The organism is Cylindrospermopsis curvispora GIHE-G1 (assembly GCF_014489415.1).
Classification (GTDB): Bacteria; Cyanobacteriota; Cyanobacteriia; order Cyanobacteriales; family Nostocaceae; genus Raphidiopsis; species Raphidiopsis curvispora_A.
In genome coordinates this window covers 3,874,663-3,897,218 of record NZ_CP060822.1, presented here as the reverse complement: position 1 = coordinate 3,897,218, position 22,556 = coordinate 3,874,663, and the positions used below count along the sequence as shown (strand labels likewise).

Here is a 22,556-nt window from a genome sequence, read left to right as displayed (position 1 = left end):
TTATCGGCGTTTGCCAGCATTTAAACATGCCAAAAATGCCTTAGCTTCCGGATGTGAAGATTGAAGGAATTGTTCTGTTGTACCCAAAGCAACTAAGTTCCCCTCACACATCAATCCAATTCTGGATGCTAAAAAGAATGCTTCTTGAATATCATGAGTCACAAATACCACTGTTTTACCTAGTTGTTGTTGTAAATGCTGGAATTGTTGTTGTAATTCCCAACGTGTAATCGGATCCAGAGCTGCAAAGGGTTCATCCATTAATAATATAGGTGGATCCGCTGCTAATGCTCTAGCAACTCCTATTCTTTGTCTTTGTCCTCCTGATAGTTGGTGGGGATAACGATGGACAAACCTAGTTGGTTCCAAACCAACCAGGTCTAGCATTTCATAGACCCTAGTTTTAATTTTTTTGCCAGACCATTTTTCTAGGGATGGTATAAGTCCAATATTTTCAGCCACATTAAAATGGGGGAACAAACCAGTTTCTTGAATCACATAACCCATGCTTCTCCTCAGTTTAATCACATCCCATTTATTCGTGGAGAGACCTTGCACAAAAACTTCCCCTTGGGTAGGTACAAGCAAATGATTAATTAATTTCAGGGTAGTGGTTTTACCGCTACCACTGCGTCCCAGCAATATCAGTGCTTCCCCTTGATTAATTTCTAGATTGAGCTTAGATAAAAGAATACGGTGATTAATTTCAAAACTCACATCCCGAAATTCAACTGCTATCTTCCCATCTGAGGACATAATAATCAATCGTTAAAATTTATGGTTTTATTACTATTTTATCGTGTTGCTTCCAGCAATTGGGAGAAATAAAAACGGGTTCTGGTCATGGCTTTTCGTTGAACTGTAAACCCATTTTTTGCCAAGATGTTGATTACATCAACTTCTCGGTGTAAATAGGCACGAGTCGCCTTACTCGGTCCCGGAAAAAAACTACCTATTTTCTTGAGAATGGTCAGCCAAAAGGTTTTGGGAGCAAAACTAATAATGATCCGCGATCGCGCCAGGGAACATAAATGGGATATCATCTCATCTGCTTTTTCTTGGGGATAGTGAATTAGCACATCTAAACAAATTACCGTATGATAGTTGCCAGTTAAAGATTCCAAGTCTTGAACAGTAAAGGTAGGGTTGGCGGTATTTTTCAGGGATATTACAGCTCTATCCTGAGCTTCTGCAACCATTTTTGCGGAAATATCGCTGGCGTAAACTTTAGCTCCTTCCACAGCAAGGGGAATACTTAAACTACCCACACCACATCCAGCATCACAAATGGTGAGTTGAGACAAATTCTGATCATCCTTTAACCAGGCGATAACCGTATCTACAGTTTGTTGATGTCCTGTACGAATATCTAATTGTACACTATTGACCTCACCATCACCATAAATACGTTTCCATCGGTCAAACCCCGTAGAATTAAAATATTCACGTACTATTGTTTTATCATCAGTTGCGTTCATAGTATTGATTAGGTTTTGATTAGTTCAGAAGTGGACAGCTAGCAAACAACTATAGTAAATCATCAAAGGGAAATAATTCAACATTATTTTCCCCGTTGTTTTCTTCATCATCTGGAAGAGTACTTTGTGGAGCTAGGGTTTCCAGGTTTTGTAATAGTTCCCAAACCTGATTTTGTAATAGGTCATGTTCATCCCTAAGCAAGGAAATTCGATTTTGCAATTGAATCACTTCTGTTTCTTGCTTTTGTTTATGATTTTGTAGGTCAACCATTTTGGCTTGTAAACCCTGCTCAGTTTCTATAGCTTCCTGTAATAGGTTCTTTTGGGTCAAGACCTTGGCTTCTAAATCTTGACTTTCCGTTCTTAGTTCATGGAGCTTCTCTTCTAGTTGGGGTTTAAGTCTCTGAGAAAGAACCAGGTTGCTTTCTATCTCCTCCTTTTCTTGTTTATAAATTGCTATTTGAGATTGTAGCTGGCCAATTTCTGACCGTAAAACCTGACAATTAATATCCAGACGGCGCTTCTCAGCTGTTAGATCCACACAAGACTTATGCAATTCTTGCCTACTCTTTTGTAGCTCACCCATGGTTTCTTCCATCGTGCCAATTTCCAACTCTAATTGCCTTTTTTCCGCAGCATAGTTACCTATCTCCCGGTGAATAGTATCTCTCTTATTACGGCAATCTAGTATTTGATTTTCTAGTTGTTTTGATTCTGTATATGCTAAAACCTTATGTTGTTCTAATTGTTCAATTTCTCTGACAATGCGATATTTCAACTGCTCCATTTGCCTGATTTTAGGGTAAAAGGAATTTAAAACCATTAATTCATGATTTCTCCGTCGTTTGTCAGCAAATAAGGCAGCTGTATAAGTGGCAATCACAGTAATGATCGCACTAATCAAAGCGTGACTAAAATCCCATTGAGGGACAATACTTAAACCAAAACTTATGCTAAACGATAGTACACCTATAACCAGTCTATTACTAACTATAACTGATGGTATCTTGCTGATTTTGACTGTAGTTATCTGGTGAGAATTAGTAGTTGTTATTGTCATTTGAATCGGCTTGTAGGAAGTCAATAAACTGTCGTGCTGTACGACCGGAACGCCCATTATGACGGGTTGCCCATTGGAGAGCTTGAAATTCTAAATCTTCCCCGGTTAAATCCATACCTGTTTGTGCTGCTAAGTGATGAACTATTTGTAAATAGGTTCTCTGATCAGCAGCTTCAAAGGTTAGTGTTAAACCAAAACGATCTGCAAAAGAAAGTTTCTCTTCCATTGTATCCCAACTATGAATCTCCTGGTGATCCTTCGGGTTTGGTCTGTCAGTGAAATACTCCCTGATTAAATGGCGACGGTTAGATGTAGCGTAAACAACCACATTATTGGGACGGGGAGTTAAACCACCTTCCAAAACAACTTTTAGTGATTTAAAGACATCATCATCCTCTTCAAAGGAAAGATCATCAACGAAAATGATAAATTTCTGAGGTAACTCGCGTAAGTATTCCACAATTTGTGGTAAACTATGCAACTCTGATTTTCTTACTTCCACCAGGCGGAGGTTGTGGTGACCATCCTGATTTAATAGGGATTTTACTAGGGAAGACTTTCCAGAACCACGACTACCATAAAGTAATACATGGAGCGCTGGTTGTCCTGATAATAAAAACCGGGTATTTTTTAAGAGGATTTGTTTTTGTTCCTCATAACCTACCAGTGTTTCCAGTTTAACCTTATCAGGACAGGGTATGCCAACAAACTCCCCATTCTCCCATCTACAAGCTCGATATTCGGCAAATAAACCGCTTCCCTGGTATTGATAATAGGTGGCCAGATCCCTAATGATATCACCCCAGTTTTCCAACTGTTGCCAAGTGCTCATGAAATCTTGAAGTATTACTGTTTGGCTTTGTTGGGGTTCCTGATACCATACAACTGGGGAAACCGGTAAATGTGACACAGTCTGTACCCACTCACTCAATAGGGCACAATTACACTCGTACAAGTTTTGTAGTATCTGTAGATCATGTTGAGCAGCAGCGATTAATGCTGATGGTAAATCAGTAAATTCCCGCTTTTGAGCCAGTTTAGTAAAGGGATTGTCTGATAGGAGAATTTGTCTAATTAAATATTCTTCCCAAGTTTGCTGACTGCTTGCTAAAGAATGAAAGTAATTGCCATAAGCTTGGAGACAATTACGTCCATCTCCATCCGTATAGCGTATGGCTTGGAGTAATTCTAGAAACGCTATTCCTACTTCCGTTTGTAATACTGACTGATAAAGTAACACAGACGCCGCTTGACGCTGTAAAAATTGGACTTTGGTGTGGAATGAAGTATTAATGGTGGACATGAGCTGATCAGTATATGTATATTTTACCATGAATAGGATGAAAACTAAAAATTCAATGTATACTGGAACTAGTATCGTCAGTGGTGTCAATATTTTACAGGACTATAGAGTCTTCCGTATAATTTGAAGTGCAATTGAAGTGCAAATCAAGGTAAATTTGCCATATTGGCAGGTTTTCACTAAATAAACAAGATATTACTAGATAACAGCAATATTTAATGGTTGGTGTATTGTCGCTATCTACTTAATCCTCACAACGGAAAACTCCTCGATTTCCACATCAATCAGCTCGGTAATTTAAGTAACTGGGAAAGTTATACATGAAAATATCACTGTCTTCCGAAAATGTGATCCAGTACCTTTATGACGCAGGTCTGTTCAGTTCACAAGATTCTCCATCCCCTGAACCTGATTTACCTAAAACTACTATTGATAAACATGCTTTCTTGGTAAAACTCTCTGGTAACCGCCAAATTCTAATTAAACAAGAAACCCCTAACGGGGAATATCCCAGTAACTACCAGTCCCGGAATGAGTGGGTTTTTCACCAATTACTACTGCAATTTCCCCTTCTTGGTAATATTCCGGCGATCGCATCTTTACTATTACACTTTGATGCGGAAAACTCTATCCTGGTCTGTACTTTTCTGAGCGAATATATGGAACTGGAGGAATTTTACAAAAGTTGCAGTATTTTCCCCCTAGAAATTGCCACTTCTATTGGTAGTGCATTAGCATATTTACATCGTTCCACTTTCCAGAAGCGGGAATACCGTGATTTTATAGATACTGCACCCGAGGGAGAGTTACGCTACAATTATTACAATCCAGTCCAAGGAATAAGCTCCCTTACCCAGCAGGTGTTGGGCAACATTCCCACAGCAGCACTGGAATTTCATGCGCTTTATCAACATTATGAAGAACTAGAATCGGCCATTGGGGATTTATCTTACCATTGGGAACCATGTTGTTTAACCCACAATGATTTACAACTGCATAATATTCTGGTTCATTCCCGTTGGCAGAATTTAGATAACTGTCTAGTCAGATTTAAGCAATGGGGAGTATATGCTTGGGGGGATCCCGCTTTTGATTTAGGAACTCTACTCGCTAGTTATCTACAAATGTGGCTTTCTAGTTTGGTGGTAGATTTCAGTTTAGACCTAGAAGAATCCCTGGATTTAGCCCTTATTTCCCTGGATACGGTTCAACCCTCCCTAATTGCAATTATGGGAACCTATATTCAGATCTTTCCCATGGTTTTAGAACACTTCCCACAGTTTATTATTCGGGTGGTTCAATTTACAGGATTGGCACTTATCCATTATGTTCAAAAATGTATCAACTACTATAAGTATTTTGACAAAACTCATTTATCTATGTTAGAAGTTAGCAAAAAACTATTAACCATGCCAGAAAACTCACTATTAAATATTTTTGGTACTTCACCCCAGAAAATTCTGCCATCTGTGATAGGAGTTAAAACTTACACCAAAAAAAATGGACGGGAAACTAATCGCCAAATAGCACCAATCTACTACCCTAAAACTCGTTTACGCGGTTGTTGATCCCATTAGAGATTATATTAAGGATTGTTAATCCTATCCTATGGATATTTGTTAAAACTTTATGTACTATTTGCTGTTAGAGCCTAAATTCCCAGTATATTTGAGTTATATTTCGGAGGTGCAAGTCTATTAAAATGTTGAGTAGTTACCAAGTAAATAATTCCCCCGTAAATAGCCATTTGCATGGTCTGCGGTCAAACAATTCCCAGAATAGCCAAATAAGCCAAATCAGTAGTTCTCAAAATTCCCCAGTAAATCGAGTAGATAATTATCACCTGTCCGTTATTGAGTCCCTATTTGATATTGTGAGAAATATTGAGATTTCAGCGGATTTCTCCATTCAACATCCCCAATATCAACCTTTTGCCATACCCAGTACGGTAGCACAAAGATTTAGACATAATTCACCAGATTTGCAGCAAAAATATCTAAACCTATTGCTGCGCAATTTCCTCCATGGTATTTATTACAATGGGGCACTGCAGCCCATTTTATCTACAAATAATCAGCAGTGTAGTTATTTACTAACCAACGGATTAGAACCGAATTACAAATTAGGTGTTGACCAGGATTTTTACCAACTACTACATGAAAATAATCACGGTATAGGTAACTATGATGCTGACTGGGAGGTATTAAGAATAGAACCAGATGGGACTATTGCCGTAATGAAAAATAATCTCACACTGTATGTAGAACCAGAATGTTGCCTCAAGTCCGACCGATCTCCTACTCCTAGTGATTTAATAGGGATTTGGATGCCAAAGAACCGACTGCAAAATGGTTGTTACATAGCAGTTGGCAACTGTAATCAGCAACATCTATCCCATAATACCCATAACCATAATATAAATTATTATTCTAAAAAAATAGTAGAAATCTATTTTAACATTACTCCATCCGGAGCGATCGCCCTGATGAACATTTTAACAAAACGACTAAACGATGCCAGTATTCCCTTTAGTTTTGAAGTATTATATAATCCTATTTCTTATAGAAGGTATGATACAGCCACATTACATTTTAACTGTCAAGACTATCCAGCTATCCGTAAAATTCTGGAACCAACTTACCTAGAGACCGAAATTTATTTTCAGCCCCAAATTCCCCTATTTACCAAATACTTAGCGCCTGGATTGAGTTTAGCTGAAGAACCAAACCAAAAATTCTCTCCAGAAGAGAGTTTTGGTATGAACCGTTGTCAAATAATTGCCAATGCTCTGTTAGAAGCTTGGCAAAAAGGTAAAAATGCCATAGAAGAGCGAATACAGATTATTCAGCAACATTTTGCATCTCAACTAATTGATTTACATTACCCTTACCTCAATCCCAGCTCCCAGGATATTTATATTCTCTAACCAAAAGCGAGGAATTTGCCTCTTTATTATCAACTATATATCTATCAACAATGATTTTCGCTTACCAAAGAACCATAAGATTTGCAGATACTGATGCAGCAGGAGTCGTTTACTTCGCCAACATTTTAAATATATGTCACGAAGCTTACGAAGATTCCCTAATGCATGTTAACATCAACATGAGGAATTTCTTTACCCATCCATCAATAGCCTATCCTATTGTACACGCAAGTGCAGATTATTTACGACCAATTTATTGTGGAGACAAATTAATAATTAACTTAATTCCCAAAAAAATCACCGGGGACAAATTTGATATTAACTATGAAATTAATGTCAGTAACGTGATTGTAGCCAAAGCAATTACCAGACATGTGTGTATTGATGTAGCTACGCGGAATAAGAGACAAATGTCAGGTGAGATAATTTCCTGGTTAGAAACTAACCGTAGAGACGTAGAAGATATCGAGAGAAAAAAATCCAGGGAGGAGATTATATGATCATTTCCTGATCGAGAGATTCCAGGACGATCTGTTGAAGTTGTGAAATGTTGATTTTTCCCTGTGGATTACGAGGTAAGCTAACCACGGGAATCCAATATTTAGGAATTTTAAACCTGGTTAATGTTTGCTGGAGTTGGTTTTTGATTTCTGGGATGGGAGTGGGAGGAGATTGGGGGACATAAATAGCTGTTACTGCTTCCCCCCAATTATGATCTGGTATGCCAATTACACACACATCCATAATCAGATTAGTTGCTCGGATTGCTGCTTCCACTTCTGGAGGATAAATATTCTCACCACCGGAAATAATTTTATTACTCCTACGTCCCATAATATGTAAATAACCATTCTGGTCTAAAAATCCCATATCATCGGTTAAAAAACCCTGACTATCCTGCCAAATTGTGGGATAATAGCCCAAAACCAAAGATTTAGCTTTAATCCTAATAGCTCCCAGATGATTTCCCCCATAATGTTCATTTTCCAGAAGATGCTCTATCACAATTTCTGCATGGGGGAGAGTCCGACCACTATTTTTAGTTTTTAAAAACTCATCCGGTGCTATTTTTAAAAACTCATCTGGTTTTAAGGTGGCTATTTGGGAAGCTGTTTCGGTCATACCGTATGTGGGAGCTAACCTAATGCCATTTGCTCTAGCTTTGGTTAATAAATCATTCCATGATGGTCCACCTCCCAATAATACAGTTTCAAACTCCGATAGCCATTGGGTTAATTTTTGATTGTCTAATAGTTTTTGTAATTGAGTTGGCACTAGAGATATAAAAAAGTCTGAGTTTTTTATCTTGTAAATATCTGATGTTTGGTTAGATTCAGATGTGAGCTGTTTAAATGAAGTAATAACTAATTTTCCACCGGTGGTAAAACTTCTTATAAACTGCATCAAACCACTCACATGATATAGTGGTAAAACACAGAAAGAATTCACCGAACTTAAATTAAAATATTCTGTAAATCCCCACACTGACGCGGTGAGAGTTTCCCAGGTATGAATGGCAAATTTAATCTTTCCCGATGAACCACCAGTGGGAATCATAATGCCACTAATCATAGGTTCTTCCGGAATATTAGTGGTGGTAAAATCAGGAAATTTTATCTCATCACCCCAAATAATATCTGGTTTTACTAAATTCCAAACTTGCTCCCATTCATTTTTTTCCCAGTCGGGATTACATAAAAAAACTGCACACTCAGCTGCACAACCAGCAATAAATCCCGCCAGAAATTTTACCGGATCTCGCTGGGCTAAAATGATTTTTAGGGGTTTATATACCGGTTCATAGTTGTGGTCAATTTGCCTATCTAATTGATTACGTATTTCACCATATAATTCCTTAACAAGGGGTTCAAATTGTTCACCATTTTCAACTATTAACCAATTTTCCCTAAAGATGTTTTGATTGTCCATATCTGATAAACTTTTTAATAAATAGGATTCCATAAAACTTCTGGCCAGTTTGTAGATTGTAGTGCAAAATAATGGTCAATACCAAAACCCAGAGAACGGCAATTACCAGATAGATTAGATATGCCATGAGATAGTTCCCCAGCCAACTTGAGCGCAGCTTCTCTACCAATAGGAGTTTCAAATACAGAAGAAAATACCAGATCAATGGTGTGATTTTGGCAGAATTCCCTCAACCGAGATGGTGAACCTAAAATAGCTGGTTTGACCACAAAAACTCCTCGCCACCCCATTTGATAACAACTTTCTAACTTTTGCCAGGTGGCAACGGACTCATCTAAAGCGATTTCTGTTAAATATACTTGGCTCAATTCTAGCATTTCTTCCAACCTATCCATCCCTAAAGGTTGCTCAATAAATTCAATCTTTTGAGAAAATTGATCACAAACTTCTAACCATAATTTAGCTTGGTGATAATTGAGTCCTCCATTAGCGTCTAACCGGATTTTGGCAGATTCTGGTAGTTGACCAACCAGTAAGTGCAAAATTTCTAATTCCTGGGTTATGTGATCCACTGCTATTTTTAGTTTGAAGGTCTCATAACCCTTTTGCCATAAATTTTTCCATTCCTGAACAGCAGCTTCTCCTTTCGGTAATAAAGCACTATATTTCATCTTTTTACTTATTAGGCTTTCATCTCTTAAATGTTGATTTTTAAAAACAGGTATTGAATTGGAAAAATTTTCTCTGGCCGATTCAAAAGCAAATTGACAAGCTGGTAAGTGGGCTGGAATACCCAAAATCATCTCTGGAGTAATTATCTCTGGTAGTTGACTACAAAACTCCCTAGCTTGTTCTAAGGTTTCTGAACCAAACCAAGCAATGGGAGAAATTTCCCCCCAACCTACTTTCCCAGTTCGATCAACCAGTCTAATCATTATGCCCTCTCGCATATCCCAAACACCATGATTGGTAATCACAGCATGGGTAAATTTCTGACTGAATTGACGAAAAGAAAATTGGTACTCCATTTTTCTAACCCAAAATAAACCCTATCCCTAATAACAAACAACTCCAAAAATGCACCCCGATAGCAATGAACTTGCAATCACTCACCTTTTCCGGAAGATGATGGTTTTTCCACACGTGACCACATAATTTCACCCCAAAAGGTAAACTCAACCAACTTAATATAGTCCAAAAGGGAAAAATTCCTAACACTACCAGTAATAAACATATCACATAAATACTAGCGGTAAACCATACTAAAACTTCTGCACCCCTTTGTGTTCCTAACCTCACAATGGGTGACCGCTTTCCCGCAGCAATGTCATCTTTTACTTGATGAAAATGAGAACAAAATAATACTAAACTAGTTACAATCCCTACAATAACCGAAGCAGCTAAATTAGTAGGTGACCAATTTTGGGTTTGACTGTAGTATGCTGCTGTCATCCCCACAGGTCCAAACGCAAAGAAACACAAAACTTCTCCCCAACCCTTATACCCTAATCTAAACGGAGGTCCCTGGTACACATAACCTAAACTACAACACAATAGAATAAGTCCAATCACAGTTGGATCTCTTTGTAACCAAGCGATCGCAATTATTCCTGACAAACCCAAAATTAGGCACAAATTACCCAACCAGAACATTAATTGCTTATTGCCTGTTAAACTTACTAATGAGTGATGTTTATTTTTATCAATACCCGTTTCCGCATCAAAAACATCATTAGTGATGTTTTCCCACGCTAGAATCAAAATTGCCGCAGTTGCAAAAATCGTAAATAGGACACCATCAAAAATTTCAGTTTGCGCAAAAGCGACACAAGATCCCACCCATATAGGCATAATAGCAACACTGTACATTGGTGGTTTAATAGCAGCCATCCACAACTTATGATTGGGTATTTGTCTTGTGGTCATTATTCCTCATCAACTACACTCTAATAAATTTACCACCGGATCCTATACTTAACTGAGAAATTTGAGCGAGAAATTTCATCTTTCTTATAGCTCCAAGTTCCCAGAAGATGCTAATTTGAATTAATAAAACCCGCAATAGAACTAGTAATAGAACTAAAATATTACAATCTATTTGTTACACTTGATCAATAAAACTTAAAAAAAATTAACAGACACATCCATGAGAATTTCACCATGTCTTCCAAGATTCCTCACAGATTATAAAGATTTGCATCAACTACTGTTAGCAGTGCAACAAAGATGCTATGAACATCATCACCAGCAAATTGTTAGCATCTCCTTGGCAATTGATTTTATAGACCCCCTATTTGTATTAGATAAGTTAGGACAAAGGAACACATTAAACTTTTATTTTGAAAATAAAAGTAAAGGGGAAGCCATTGTAGCTATTGATGCCATAAAGAAATTAGATATTAATGGTCAACACAGATTTAACAAAACGGAAGGTTTTATTAAAGATTGTCTAAAAAATATCATTAATTTCGGTAATCTTAATGAACCATTCACAGGTAGTCACTTTTTTTGCAGTTTTAGTTTTTTTGAACAGCATCAGCATTCTAATTATCCCTTTGCAGCAGCGACAATTTTTTTACCCAAATTACAAGTAGCTGTGAAAAATTCCTCTTGTACTCTAGTGATCAACACGGTAGTTGATGCTGATGTTGATGTTAACCACATACTCCAAGATATCCAAAATAAAGTTAGGACTTTACAATCTCTAACCAATGGTCTCCCCATAGCTGTGACCACCTGCAAGGGTTCCCAGACAAGCCAGATAAACAATCCGGACGTTTTTAAAAACTCAGTTTTATCAGCTCTCAAAAAAATAGAAGCTAAACAGTTAAGCAAAATTGTTTTGGCAGACACATTAGATGTATATTCATATAGTTCGTTTAATATATTAAAATCCCTAAATAATTTAAGGAATTTACATCCTAACTGTTATGTGTTTTGTATTAGTAATGGTCGAGGACAAAACTTCCTGGGCGCCAGTCCGGAACGACTAATTAGCATTCAAGACCACCAGCTAATCACCGATGCACTAGCTGGTTCAGCTCCTAGGGGCAAAACACCTAAGGAAGATGCAGTTAATGCCCATAGATTAGTCAACAGTAGCAAGGAAAAACACGAACATAACCTGGTAATTGATTTTATCAGTCAGAGACTATCACAACTGGGGTTATTTCCCCAACCCCTAACTCCACGACTACGACAACTGGCAAATATTCAACACCTCTGGACACCAATTACTGCTGTGGTTCCCAATAATGTTCACCCCATAAAAATTGTTGCCCAATTGCACCCCACACCTGCTGTAGCAGGGGCGACTAGAGAAATTGCCTGTGCGGAAATTAGGCACTACGAGAAATTTGATCGCGGTCTATATGCTGCACCCCTAGGATGGTTAGATAGTAGGGGAAATTGTGAGTTTATTGTGGGTATTCGTTCCGCGCTTATTAACAATAATTGTGCCAGATTATACGCTGGTGCTGGTATTGTTGCAGGTTCTGACCCTGAACGAGAATTTGCTGAGGTGCAGCTTAAATTACAAGCCTTACTTAAAGCGTTGGTGTAGTGGGGACTTTCTGATAGACTAGGACCAGCTGCGTTAATATCTAACAATGTCCGACACCCAAATCACTGCTGCTGTAGCCAAACTTTATGACACTTACCCGTTCCCCCCTGAACCAATTTTAGACCAACCACCACCAGGATATAATTGGCGCTGGAATTGGTTAGCTGCTTACAACTTCTGTACCGGGAGAAAACCCTCAAAACAAGATATCCGGATTTTAGATGCTGGTTGTGGATCAGGAGTTAGCACGGAATATTTAGTACATTTGAATCCCTACTCACATGTAGTAGGAATAGATATCAGTCCGGGCACGCTAGAAGTTGCTAGAAAACGCTGTCAAAGTTCCGGTGCTAACCGGGTGGAATTTCACCACCTGAGTATTTATGATCTGGACCAAATACCGGGAAAGTTTGATTTGATTAATTCTGTTGGTGTACTCCATCATTTACCTGACCCCATAGCTGGTATTCAGTCCCTCGCAGGTAAACTGACACCGGGAGGAATTATGCACATCTTTGTTTATGGTGAATTGGGTAGATGGGAAATACAACTTATGCAAAAGGCGATCGCACTTCTTCAAGGAAGTAAACGTGGCGATTATGGAGATGGGGTACAAGTGGGTAGAAAAATATTTGCTGCTCTACCAGAAAACAATAGAATTGTCAATAGAGAGAAAGCCAGATGGTCATGGGAAAATCAAAAGGACGAATGTTTTGCTGACATGTACGTTCATCCCCAGGAAGTGGATTATAACATTGATACCTTGTTCCAGCTCATAGATGCTTCTGGGTTAGAGTTTGTAGGATTTTCCAATCCAGGCTTTTGGAATCTGGAGAGATTATTGGGGAAAGCGCCAGAACTGATGGCACGAGCCCAAGAATTATCTCCCAGAGAAAAATATCGCCTCATAGAACTATTAGACCCCGAGGTTGCCCACTACGAGTTTTTCCTAGCTTCTCCCCCCTTAGAAAAAAGCCATTGGCAAGATGATAATACCTTACTAACAGCTATTCCAGAATTAAACCCTTGTATAGATGGATTTCCCAGTCAATGTATATTTAACTACGATTACCAAATTATTAACCTATCTCCCCAGGAGTTAGAGTTCATGGAAAAATGTGATGGAGTACACAGCATATCACAAATTCTCGTGAAAAGTCAAGTGGATTTAGCTGGAGTCAGGAAATTGATAGAGCAGCAATTGTTGATACTCAGTCCCAACCTTTAATTGGAAGTGCGATCGCGATATTAAATGCGAGGAAGATAAAGATAAGCGAAACAAGAATAATCTTTGTCAATTTTCCCAACTTCCGGCAAAAAATTCCCAAAAAAATTAAGTTAATTGTTTTTTCTAAAGTATTGTTACCACTAACGTGGTATGATTCAGCTGACTGAACATGCAGTCGCCCTATTTAGTTGAACTGGTTTCAAGTTCCGTGAGCTTGTCATCAAGAACAAAATGTATCCACTCCGACAACAAAAAACGATGACCAACCTGATTCTCAAACCAGAGGAACAAAAAAACTCTGCCATGAAAGAGTTTTACCAACTCTATCAAGAGCTGTTGGTCATTACCCTTGTCCTAACAGCAGTAATTTTCACAGCCGTTTGGATTGCTTATTCCCTGAACATGGCCTTAAACTATTTATTAGGGGCATGTGCGGGAGTGCTTTACCTAAAGATGTTGGCCAGAGATGTAGAGCGTTTAGGCACAGAGAAACAACAGCTGAGTAAAACCCGGCTAGCCTTATTAGTCGTGCTGATTTTGTTAGCATCACGGTGGAATCAACTGCAAATCATGCCCATATTCTTGGGATTTCTGACCTACAAAGCCACGCTCATCATCTATGTAATCAGGATGGCTTTTGTCTTGTGACTCTACAAAGCTGCGGGAACCTTAAAAAGCTCCGCTTCTCCAGTAAGATGAAAGAAGCGACCCCATTAGAAAGAAAATGCTCAATTTTCTGAACTTCTACTCCCTTCCCTTAGCAGAATTGGAGGTGGGTAAGCATCTGTACTGGCAAATAGGCAACCTAAAGCTCCATGGACAGGTGTTTCTCACATCCTGGTTTGTAATTGGCGTATTAACACTAGCTTCCATCCTGGCAAGCAGCAATGTGAAACGCATTCCTAGAGGCATTCAAAACCTAATGGAGTTTGCCCTGGAATTCATTCGGGACTTGGCAAAAAACCAGATTGGCGAAAAAGAATATCGCCCCTGGGTGCCCTTTGTTGGCACGTTGTTCTTGTTCATTTTCGTCTCCAACTGGTCTGGAGCATTAGTTCCATTTAAACTAATTCATTTGCCAGAAGGTGAACTGGCCGCTCCTACCAGCGATATCAATACAACAGTTGCCTTAGCGCTGTTAACATCTTTAGCTTATTTTTATGCTGGATTCAGCAAGAAAGGCTTAGGGTACTTTGGCAACTACGTGCAACCAGTGTCCTTTATGTTGCCCTTCAAGATTATTGAAGATTTCACCAAACCTCTTTCCCTAAGTTTCCGTTTATTCGGTAACATTTTAGCTGATGAACTGGTAGTTGGCGTACTAGTGTTACTAGTGCCCCTGTTTGTACCATTGCCAGTGATGGCCTTGGGACTATTCACAAGTGCCATTCAAGCCCTAATTTTTGCCACCCTCGCTGCTGCTTATATTGGTGAAGCGATGGAAGATCATCATGGCGAAGAGCATGAGGGAAGTCATTAGACCCCTCAGGAAACAACAGTCAGTGATGAGGTGACAGGTGAGAGGTGAAAGTGCCAGGGTGACAACAGGTAGTCAAAAGTCAACCGGGGGAGCTTCACCAATTAATAGCATCTGATCACCAATAACTGATAGATGATAGCTGACTACTAACACTATATTCCCAAATCAACCGTATCTCTAAAGTAAGGAAAGAAGATCATGGATCCATTAATTTCTGCTGCTTCCGTATTAGCTGCTGCTCTAGCTGTTGGTTTAGCTGCTATTGGTCCTGGTATTGGTCAAGGTAATGCAGCAGGACAAGCTGTAGAAGGTATTGCTCGTCAACCAGAAGCAGAAGGCAAAATTCGCGGTACATTGTTGCTGAGTTTGGCGTTCATGGAAGCGCTAACCATCTACGGCTTAGTAGTTGCCCTAGTATTGTTGTTTGCTAACCCCTTCGCATAAGTAGTAACCAGTCTATTGGACTGAGTGACAAAAGATGGGACTTAGGAGTTAAGAGTTAGGGGTTGAATTAATCATCACTCACTAACTCATAACTCATCCTCTAGTTATAACTCAGGACTATAACCATACATAGGAACAAGCAACAATGACACATTGGATCACCTTGTTGGCAGTAGAAGAGGTTGCCAAGGAAGGGGGCTTGTTTGACTTAGACGCGACTTTGCCCTTGATGGCAATTCAGTTTCTAGTTTTAGCCCTGATATTGAATGCAACCCTATATAAACCATTGGGTCAAGCCATTGATGGACGTAATGACTACATCCGGAATAATCAATTGGATGCCCAACAGCGTTTGTCCCAGGCAGAAAAACTGGCGGCTCAGTATGAACAGGAACTAGCTGGTGCAAGAAGACAAGCGCAAGCAGTGATTGCTCAAGCTCAAGCAGAGGCGCAAAAAGTAGCATCTCAAAAAATAGCGGCAGCACAGCAAGAAGCCCAGGCACAAAGAGAAAAAGCAGCTAGTGAAATTGAGCAGCAAAAACAACAAGCTTTAGCTTCTTTAGAAGCACAGGTGGATGCCCTCAGTCGCCAAATATTGGAGAAGCTGTTAGGTGCTGATCTAATAGGCCAACGCTAAATTAGGTCAAAACTAACTTACAGAAATGTCATGGTGTCATAAATCATCAACCTGAAGAATGACCACTGACAAGAAAATTTGAATTTGGCTGCGCAGTTGTGGATGAAAAAACATGGGGACTTTTTTACTATTGATAGCGGAAGCAACCGCTGTCACGGGTGAATTGGCAGAGGGAGCAGAACATAGCGGTATTGGTCTAAATACTAATATTTTTGAGACCAACCTAATTAACCTTGCCATTATTATTACTGTGCTGTTTGTTTTTGGACGTAAAGTGTTGGGTAACACCCTAAAAACTCGTCGAGAAAACATCGAAACAGCAATTAAGAGTGCAGAGGAAAGAGCTGCAAATGCTGCGAAGCAGTTAAAGGTAGCTGAGGAAAAACTAACACAAGCCCAGGTGGAAGCTAACAGAATTAAAGCTGATGCGGAAGCTAGTGCTAAAGCAGCTGGGGAAGCAATTTTAGTTCAAGCTGCTGCTGACGTTGAGAAAATGCAAGCTGCTGGAGCGGCAGATTTAAATGCGGAGCTGGAGCGGGTAATTTCTCAATTACGGCAGAAAGTGGTGGCTCAAGCTTTGCAAAAAGCCGAAGCAGAACTTAAAGCTGGCATTGCTGAGGATGCTCAAATAAGAATTATTGACCGTAGCATCGCTCAATTGGGAGGTTAGGAACCATGAAAAGTAATGCAGCGACAGCAGAAGTGGCACAGCCCTATGCACGGGCTTTGTTATCAGTGGCTAAAGCCAACAATTTGACAGAAGAGTTCGGCACAGATGCGCGGACTTTGATTAGTTTGATTTCTGGTTCTGGGGAACTACAAAACTTTTTGGATAACCCCTTTATTCGACCAGAAAACAAAAAGAATCTACTCAGACAACTGTTGGGGGAAAGTGTTAATCCCTACCTGAGAAATTTCATCTTGCTGTTAGTTGATAGAAGGCGGATTTCCTTTTTGGAACCAATTTTACAGCAGTATATCAGTCTGTTGCGGGAATTAACCCAAACGGTTTTAGCGGAAGTTAGTTCTGCTATTCCCCTAACCGATGAACAACTACAAACAGTAAGAGAAAAGGTAATTTCTATTACTAAAGCTCGGGAAGTAGAAATTGAAACTAAAATCGACAGCGATTTAATTGGTGGTGTAGTGATCAAAGTAGGTTCTCAAGTAATTGATGCCAGCTTGCGTGGTCAACTACGTCGTCTTTCTCTACGCTTAACCAGTGGTTAAATAGGGAGAATGGGGAATTAGATAGATTTCATCTGTTACCCATCACCAATTACCAATTACCAAAAACTTCTGCCGTCTCACAAGAAAAACGAAAATAGGCACATGAGCATTTCCATTAAACCTGACGAAATCAGCAGCATTATCCAACAACAAATCGAGCAATATGATCAAGAGGTCAAGGTTGCTAATGTTGGTACTGTACTACAAGTTGGTGATGGTATTGCCCGGATCTACGGCTTAGAACAAGTCATGTCCGGGGAACTTTTAGAATTTGAAGATGGCACTGTTGGTATCGCCCAAAACTTAGAAGAAGATAACGTGGGCGCCGTACTAATGGGTGAAGGAAGAAATATTCAAGAAGGTAGTACCGTTACTGCAACCGCTAAAATTGCCCAGGTAGGTGTGGGTGAAGCCCTCATCGGTCGGGTAGTAGATGCTTTAGGCAGAGCAATTGACGGCAAAGGTGAAATTAAAGCTACTACCAGCCGTTTAATTGAGTCCCCCGCCCCGGGGATTATTGCCCGTCGTTCCGTCCATGAACCTATGCAAACGGGTATCACAGCTATTGATTCCATGATTCCCATTGGTCGGGGTCAACGGGAGTTAATTATTGGTGACCGTCAAACTGGTAAAACCTCTATTGCTATTGACACCATTATTAACCAAAAAGGTGAAGATGTAGTTTGTGTTTATGTAGCAGTGGGTCAAAAGGCTTCCACAGTTGCTAACGTGGTTCAAACCCTACAGGAAAAAGGCGCTTTAGAATACACAGTAGTTGTAGCAGCTAATGCCAGTGACCCAGCTACTTTACAATTCCTAGCCCCCTACACAGGTGCTACTATTGCCGAGTACTTTATGTACCAAGGTAAAGCTACCTTAGTGATTTACGATGACCTTTCTAAACAGGCTCAGGCTTATCGCCAAATGTCCTTGCTTTTACGTCGTCCACCCGGAAGAGAAGCATATCCAGGAGACGTGTTCTATATTCACTCTCGCTTATTAGAAAGAGCAGCTAAATTGAGTGATGAATTGGGTAAGGGTAGTATGACTGCTTTACCTATTATTGAAACCCAAGCTGGTGACGTTTCCGCTTACATTCCTACCAACGTGATTTCTATCACTGATGGACAGATTTTCCTTTCTTCTGACCTGTTTAACTCTGGTGTTCGTCCAGCAGTGAATCCGGGTATCTCCGTATCCCGGGTGGGTTCCGCTGCCCAAACTAAAGCAATGAAGAAAGTAGCAGGTAAGATTAAATTGGAATTGGCACAGTTTGATGACTTACAAGCTTTCGCCCAATTTGCTTCTGACCTAGATAAAGCCACCCAGGATCAGTTGGCGCGGGGACAACGTTTACGGGAACTGTTGAAACAGCCCCAAAATGATCCTCTCTCTGTTGCTGAACAGGTCGCTATTCTTTACGCCGGTATTAACGGTTATTTGGATGATATAGCTGTTAACCAGGTGACCAGCTTTGTTAGAGGTTTCCGTGACTACTTAAAGAGTGGTAAGAACTCTTATTACCAAGGAGTGCAAACCAGCAAAGTCCTAGGAGAAGCGGAAGAAGTAGCCCTGAAAGAAGCTTTAGCTGATTACAAAAAGACTTTTCTAGCTACGGTGTAATCACAGTGTAATCGGTAATTGGTGATTGGTAATTCCCAATACTAATCATCAATAACCAAGAACTCATGACTAAGGACTAATTTATGGCTAATCTCAAAGCAATACGCGATCGCATTCAGTCGGTCAAGAACACCAAAAAAATCACCGAGGCTATGCGGCTAGTGGCTGCAGCTCGGGTGCGTCGTGCCCAGGAGCAGGTAATTGCCACCCGTCCCTTTGCTGACCGTTTAGCACAGGTGCTGTATGGTTTACAGGTCCGGTTAAAATTTGAGGATGTAGATCTACCTCTACTGAAAAAACGGGAAGTGAAGTCTGTTGGTTTATTAGTAGTTTCCGGTGATAGAGGGCTATGTGGAGGTTACAATTCCAACGTCATCCGACGAGCAGAAACCCGAGCCAAGGAATTAAAGGCTGAAGGTTTAGATGTTACCTTTGTTATTGTGGGTCGTAAAGCTAATCAATACTTCCAAAGACGGGGTTACAAAATTGATGCCACCTACAGCGGTCTAGAACAAATTCCCACTGCTACCGAGGCTACAAATATAGCTGACGAGTTACTTTCTCTGTTTTTATCAGAAAAGGTAGACAGAATCGAATTAGTTTACACTCGTTTTGTTTCTTTAGTCAGTTCCCGTCCCGTAGTCCAAACCCTGTTACCCTTAGATACTCAAGGTTTGGAAACCTCCGATGACGAGATATTCCGACTAACTACTCGTGGGGGAAAATTTGAGGTAGAGCGGGAAAAAGTTACCAGTACAGTAGCACCCCTACCCCGGGATATGATTTTTGAACAAGACCCCGTACAAATTTTAGATTCCCTGTTACCTTTATATCTGAGCAATCAGTTATTAAGAGCTTTGCAAGAATCGGCGGCTAGTGAACTAGCAGCAAGGATGACAGCAATGAGCAATGCCAGTGATAATGCTGGTCAACTCATTAGTTCTCTCACTCTTTCTTACAATAAAGCCCGTCAAGCAGCGATTACCCAGGAACTCCTGGAAGTTGTTGGTGGTGCAGAAGCACTTGGCTAATAAGCACCTACATAAGTAATTGGTAATAGGTGATAGGTAATAGGTAATTATTATAATTACTAGTACAAATATACCATTCACTTATTGCCGATTATTTGATGAATATAAGAAAGATAGATCTGGGGCATATATAATAGAGCTAGGTAGGCGTTCTGGTTCGCCTCCGTCCCCTAAAAGCTAAAGACATATATGGAAAACAACAACTGGTTAGAACAACTGATGATGGTGGGAATAGGTACAACTTCCCTAGTAGCAGATAAACTTAGACAGGTTGGGGATGAACTGGTCAGGGATGGAAAACTCAATCCTGAGCAGGTGGGCACATTAATGGATGATATTGTTAACCAATTGAAATCAGAACAGGGGAACTGGGAAGGACAAGTTCAAAGACAACTGCGTAACATGATGCAGGATTTTGGAGTTCCGCGCCAGTCCGAAGTTGACGAATTACGCGGGAGAATTGACCGTTTAGAACGTCAAATACGGGATTTGGAAAATAAATTTTGGCGTTAAGGGAGGATTTATTTTGAAAGGTATTTTTCTTAGTGCTGTATTGATAATAGTATGTGTTACAGCTTTGGTGATAGCACAAATTAATGGTGGTAAACAAGATACCACAGCCAAACTCACGGAAACTACACCCACAGCTATCATTACAGAACCCAAAACCCAAGACCAAGAAAATAATCAAAAAGATAAAAATTTAACTGCGAGTAACAATATGTCTGATACTAACACTGTCTCTACTTCTACTGGTCTTAAGTATGTTGAATTACAAGAAGGTACTGGTTTGATGCCCCAAAAGGGACAAAAAGTAGTAGTTCATTATACTGGTACTTTAGAGAATGGTCAGAAATTTGACAGTTCACGCGATCGCAATCAACCTTTTAGCTTTAAGCTAGGGGTTGGACAAGTAATTAAAGGGTGGGATGAAGGACTAAGTACCATGAAAGTAGGTGGTCGTCGTCAACTAATTATTCCCCCAGACTTGGGTTATGGATCCCGTGGTGCGGGCGGGGTGATTCCACCCAATGCTACCCTGATTTTTGATGTAGAGTTGTTGGGAGTTGAATAGAAATATAAAATGCTAGAGGAGGAACAAGAGGTGCGCGAGTGGTAGCGTCGTGTTTGAACTCAATACTGTTTCTCACAAGAAAATCGCCGAAAGGCACGGAAGCCACTTGGCTTTAGACAGGAAGTGCCAACGGCGAATTTATTCGCCTTGATATTTAACCGTGATGCGGCTCTTCAATATACCTTTTAATAACATCTGCTGAAACCTGTCCAGCAGTGGAATAAAAATAACTATTAGTCCATAGGCTAGGAAGTTTAAGTAATTCAGGAAATTTTCGTCTTAACAAGCAAGATGACCGTCCTTTAAAAGCTTTAACCACTTGATTTATAGCAACATCTGGTTGATGTTCTACAAATAAATGAACATGGTGCAACCTCAAGAGCGAGGATATCCCAGTCTTTTTCTTTGGCTAGTTCGTAAATTACCTGTCGAAGGCATTTAGCTATCTCTCCAGATAATACCTTTTTTCGGCGTTTAGGTATCCATACAAGATGCACTACTGCATTACCTTTTGAGTGATTTCCTATTCTGTATTCCAGTGTTGTCTTCATATTGTTTCGTGGCTGCTATTGACAAGTAAATCATATCTCAACTATACTTTTGAAATCAACAAACATTGAAGGTCGAACAATGTACGGATGCCAACAAGTTCTTATCAAGTCCGATAAATCAATAACAGCCATATTGGAGTACGTCTGCACAGAAGCTAAAAAGCTGACAAATTGTGGCGTTTACTATTCTAGGCAGATGTACTTTAAAACTGGTTATATTCCTAGTAGAGCAGATTTGCATAAACAACTAGGAACTTATCAGAAAAACGTTCATTTGTTTCTAATCTGGGAACATCATTTATTGTTGATGGACTTCATTTAAAAAGTTTAAATCAGTGGTACAACAAATCAGTAGCTAAACTTAAAAGTGATAAACCGCAGGGTTTTTGGTCTAACAGATTAGCTGCTATTACCGAAAAAAGAAACCGACAAATGCGTGATGCAGTTAACAAAGCTGCAAGAATAGTCGTTAACCACTGTATTGAAAATAAGATTGGTGCTATTGTTTTTGGATGGAATAAAGGACAAAAAGATAGTATTGATTTGGGGTCTAAAAACAATCAGAAGTTTTTCCAAATTCCCACAGCAAGATTAAAAGACCGTATTGCTCAATTATGTAAACAATACGGAATAGATTTTATTGAAACAGAAGAATCATACACTTCTCAATCATCGTTTTTTGATTGCGACAATATACCTAAATTCGGTGAAAAACCCGAAGGGTGGGAAGCAAGCGGGAAACGAGTTAGTCGTGGAGTATATGAAACTTCTGATGGGTTCAAAATTAATGCGGACTGTAATGGTGCTGCTAATATTTTGAAAAAAGTAGCGGTGATGCTAGGAATTGATCTTAGCGGAATCAGTAGAGGCTGTTTAAGCCAGCCTCAGAAAGTTCGTTTATGGACTCTTCAGAAATCTCCGTGTCTTCAGACCGGAGAAGCTTAATCCAGTTCTCGATGTTTTGGCTCGAGGTGCAACACTGGTAGTAGATTGGATAAT

Annotated in this window: 24 protein-coding genes and 1 pseudogene; 17 read left to right on the top strand and 8 right to left on the bottom strand. The window is 39.8% G+C overall.

The window, feature by feature from the left end:
- From IAR63_RS17405 to IAR63_RS17390, 4 genes are read right to left on the bottom strand one after another with little or no spacing between them, the layout of a single operon-like run.
- Positions 1–756, bottom strand: coding sequence for an ATP-binding cassette domain-containing protein (locus tag IAR63_RS17405; RefSeq protein ID WP_187706139.1), 756 nt, complete (start codon positions 754–756; stop codon positions 1–3).
- 38 nt (positions 757–794) lie between these two features.
- Positions 795–1,478, bottom strand: coding sequence for a magnesium protoporphyrin IX methyltransferase (gene bchM, locus IAR63_RS17400; RefSeq protein WP_096547581.1), 684 nt, complete (start codon positions 1,476–1,478; stop codon positions 795–797).
- 49 nt (positions 1,479–1,527) lie between these two features.
- Positions 1,528–2,538, bottom strand: a complete 1,011-nt coding sequence (locus tag IAR63_RS17395) for a hypothetical protein (RefSeq protein ID WP_187706138.1) — start codon at positions 2,536–2,538, stop codon at positions 1,528–1,530.
- Positions 2,519–3,841, bottom strand: a complete 1,323-nt coding sequence (locus tag IAR63_RS17390; protein WP_235678307.1) for an ATP-binding protein — start codon at positions 3,839–3,841, stop codon at positions 2,519–2,521. The genes IAR63_RS17395 and IAR63_RS17390 overlap by 20 nt, the downstream gene beginning before the upstream one ends.
- A gap of 320 nt (positions 3,842–4,161) precedes the next feature.
- On the opposite strand from IAR63_RS17390, the gene IAR63_RS17385 reads away from it, so the two are divergent.
- The 3 genes from IAR63_RS17385 (at position 4,162) to IAR63_RS17375 (ending at position 7,267) form a co-directional block, all read left to right on the top strand.
- Positions 4,162–5,409 (top strand): phosphotransferase family protein, encoded by a 1,248-nt coding sequence (locus tag IAR63_RS17385; RefSeq protein WP_187706137.1) that lies wholly within the window; start codon positions 4,162–4,164, stop codon positions 5,407–5,409.
- Positions 5,410–5,543: 134 nt separating this feature from the next.
- The gene (locus IAR63_RS17380) at positions 5,544–6,767 is read left to right on the top strand and encodes a T3SS effector HopA1 family protein (protein WP_235678306.1); all 1,224 of its coding nucleotides are present in this window, start codon (positions 5,544–5,546) and stop codon (positions 6,765–6,767) included.
- Positions 6,768–6,817: 50 nt separating this feature from the next.
- Positions 6,818–7,267, top strand: coding sequence for an acyl-CoA thioesterase (locus tag IAR63_RS17375; protein ID WP_096547576.1), 450 nt, complete (start codon positions 6,818–6,820; stop codon positions 7,265–7,267).
- Here the strand turns inward: IAR63_RS17375 and IAR63_RS17370 are convergent.
- From IAR63_RS17370 to menA, 3 genes are read right to left on the bottom strand one after another with little or no spacing between them, the layout of a single operon-like run.
- A complete protein-coding gene (locus IAR63_RS17370; RefSeq protein WP_096547575.1) occupies positions 7,260–8,729 on the bottom strand; it encodes a 2-succinylbenzoate--CoA ligase in 1,470 nt (489 codons plus the stop codon). The genes IAR63_RS17375 and IAR63_RS17370 overlap by 8 nt on opposite strands.
- A complete protein-coding gene (locus IAR63_RS17365; protein ID WP_187706136.1) occupies positions 8,711–9,724 on the bottom strand; it encodes an o-succinylbenzoate synthase in 1,014 nt (337 codons plus the stop codon). The genes IAR63_RS17370 and IAR63_RS17365 overlap by 19 nt, the downstream gene beginning before the upstream one ends.
- A 4-nt stretch (positions 9,725–9,728) precedes the next feature.
- The gene (gene menA, locus IAR63_RS17360; protein WP_187706135.1) at positions 9,729–10,622 is read right to left on the bottom strand and encodes a 2-carboxy-1,4-naphthoquinone phytyltransferase; all 894 of its coding nucleotides are present in this window, start codon (positions 10,620–10,622) and stop codon (positions 9,729–9,731) included.
- A 220-nt stretch (positions 10,623–10,842) separates the two neighbouring features.
- Between menA and IAR63_RS17355 the strand changes: the two genes are divergently transcribed.
- The 12 genes from IAR63_RS17355 (at position 10,843) to IAR63_RS17300 (ending at position 21,006) form a co-directional block, all read left to right on the top strand.
- Entirely contained in the window at positions 10,843–12,258 is a 1,416-nt protein-coding gene (locus tag IAR63_RS17355; RefSeq protein ID WP_187706134.1) for an isochorismate synthase, read from the top strand.
- A 46-nt stretch (positions 12,259–12,304) separates the two neighbouring features.
- The gene (locus tag IAR63_RS17350; protein ID WP_187706133.1) at positions 12,305–13,486 is read left to right on the top strand and encodes a class I SAM-dependent methyltransferase; all 1,182 of its coding nucleotides are present in this window, start codon (positions 12,305–12,307) and stop codon (positions 13,484–13,486) included.
- Positions 13,487–13,744: 258 nt separating this feature from the next.
- A complete protein-coding gene (locus IAR63_RS17345; RefSeq protein ID WP_231922601.1) occupies positions 13,745–14,134 on the top strand; it encodes an ATP synthase subunit I in 390 nt (129 codons plus the stop codon).
- 76 nt (positions 14,135–14,210) lie between these two features.
- Positions 14,211–14,966, top strand: a complete 756-nt coding sequence (gene atpB, locus IAR63_RS17340) for a F0F1 ATP synthase subunit A (protein ID WP_096547569.1) — start codon at positions 14,211–14,213, stop codon at positions 14,964–14,966.
- 198 nt (positions 14,967–15,164) lie between these two features.
- Positions 15,165–15,410: an ATP synthase F0 subunit C gene (gene atpE, locus IAR63_RS17335; protein ID WP_006278178.1), complete on the top strand. Its 246-nt coding sequence runs from the start codon at positions 15,165–15,167 to the stop codon at positions 15,408–15,410.
- Positions 15,411–15,555: 145 nt separating this feature from the next.
- Positions 15,556–16,047 carry a F0F1 ATP synthase subunit B' gene (locus IAR63_RS17330; protein WP_096547568.1) on the top strand — a complete coding sequence of 164 codons (492 nt, stop codon included), beginning with the start codon at positions 15,556–15,558 and terminating at the stop codon, positions 16,045–16,047.
- Between the two features lie 112 nt (positions 16,048–16,159).
- Positions 16,160–16,717: a F0F1 ATP synthase subunit B gene (locus tag IAR63_RS17325; protein WP_096547567.1), complete on the top strand. Its 558-nt coding sequence runs from the start codon at positions 16,160–16,162 to the stop codon at positions 16,715–16,717.
- A gap of 5 nt (positions 16,718–16,722) precedes the next feature.
- On the top strand, positions 16,723–17,277 hold the full coding sequence (gene atpH / locus IAR63_RS17320; protein WP_187706132.1) for an ATP synthase F1 subunit delta: 555 nt from the start codon (positions 16,723–16,725) through the stop codon (positions 17,275–17,277).
- 102 nt (positions 17,278–17,379) lie between these two features.
- Positions 17,380–18,900 (top strand): F0F1 ATP synthase subunit alpha, encoded by a 1,521-nt coding sequence (gene atpA / locus IAR63_RS17315; protein WP_096547565.1) that lies wholly within the window; start codon positions 17,380–17,382, stop codon positions 18,898–18,900.
- An 83-nt stretch (positions 18,901–18,983) separates the two neighbouring features.
- Positions 18,984–19,931, top strand: a complete 948-nt coding sequence (locus IAR63_RS17310) for a F0F1 ATP synthase subunit gamma (RefSeq protein ID WP_187706131.1) — start codon at positions 18,984–18,986, stop codon at positions 19,929–19,931.
- A gap of 189 nt (positions 19,932–20,120) precedes the next feature.
- The gene (locus IAR63_RS17305; RefSeq protein ID WP_006278184.1) at positions 20,121–20,444 is read left to right on the top strand and encodes a phasin family protein; all 324 of its coding nucleotides are present in this window, start codon (positions 20,121–20,123) and stop codon (positions 20,442–20,444) included.
- A gap of 13 nt (positions 20,445–20,457) precedes the next feature.
- A complete protein-coding gene (locus tag IAR63_RS17300) occupies positions 20,458–21,006 on the top strand; it encodes an FKBP-type peptidyl-prolyl cis-trans isomerase (RefSeq protein ID WP_187706130.1) in 549 nt (182 codons plus the stop codon).
- Positions 21,007–21,160: 154 nt separating this feature from the next.
- Here IAR63_RS17300 and tnpA read toward each other — a convergent pair.
- A pseudogene (tnpA, locus tag IAR63_RS17295) lies at positions 21,161–21,557 on the bottom strand (IS200/IS605 family transposase).
- 196 nt (positions 21,558–21,753) lie between these two features.
- On the opposite strand from tnpA, the gene IAR63_RS18835 reads away from it, so the two are divergent.
- Positions 21,754–21,879, top strand: a complete 126-nt coding sequence (locus IAR63_RS18835) for a hypothetical protein (RefSeq protein ID WP_407927142.1) — start codon at positions 21,754–21,756, stop codon at positions 21,877–21,879.
- On the top strand, positions 21,843–22,502 hold the full coding sequence (locus tag IAR63_RS17290) for an RNA-guided endonuclease TnpB family protein (protein WP_407927163.1): 660 nt from the start codon (positions 21,843–21,845) through the stop codon (positions 22,500–22,502). Before IAR63_RS18835 ends, IAR63_RS17290 begins: the two co-directional genes overlap by 37 nt.
- The last annotated feature ends 54 nt before the right edge of the window (positions 22,503–22,556 follow it).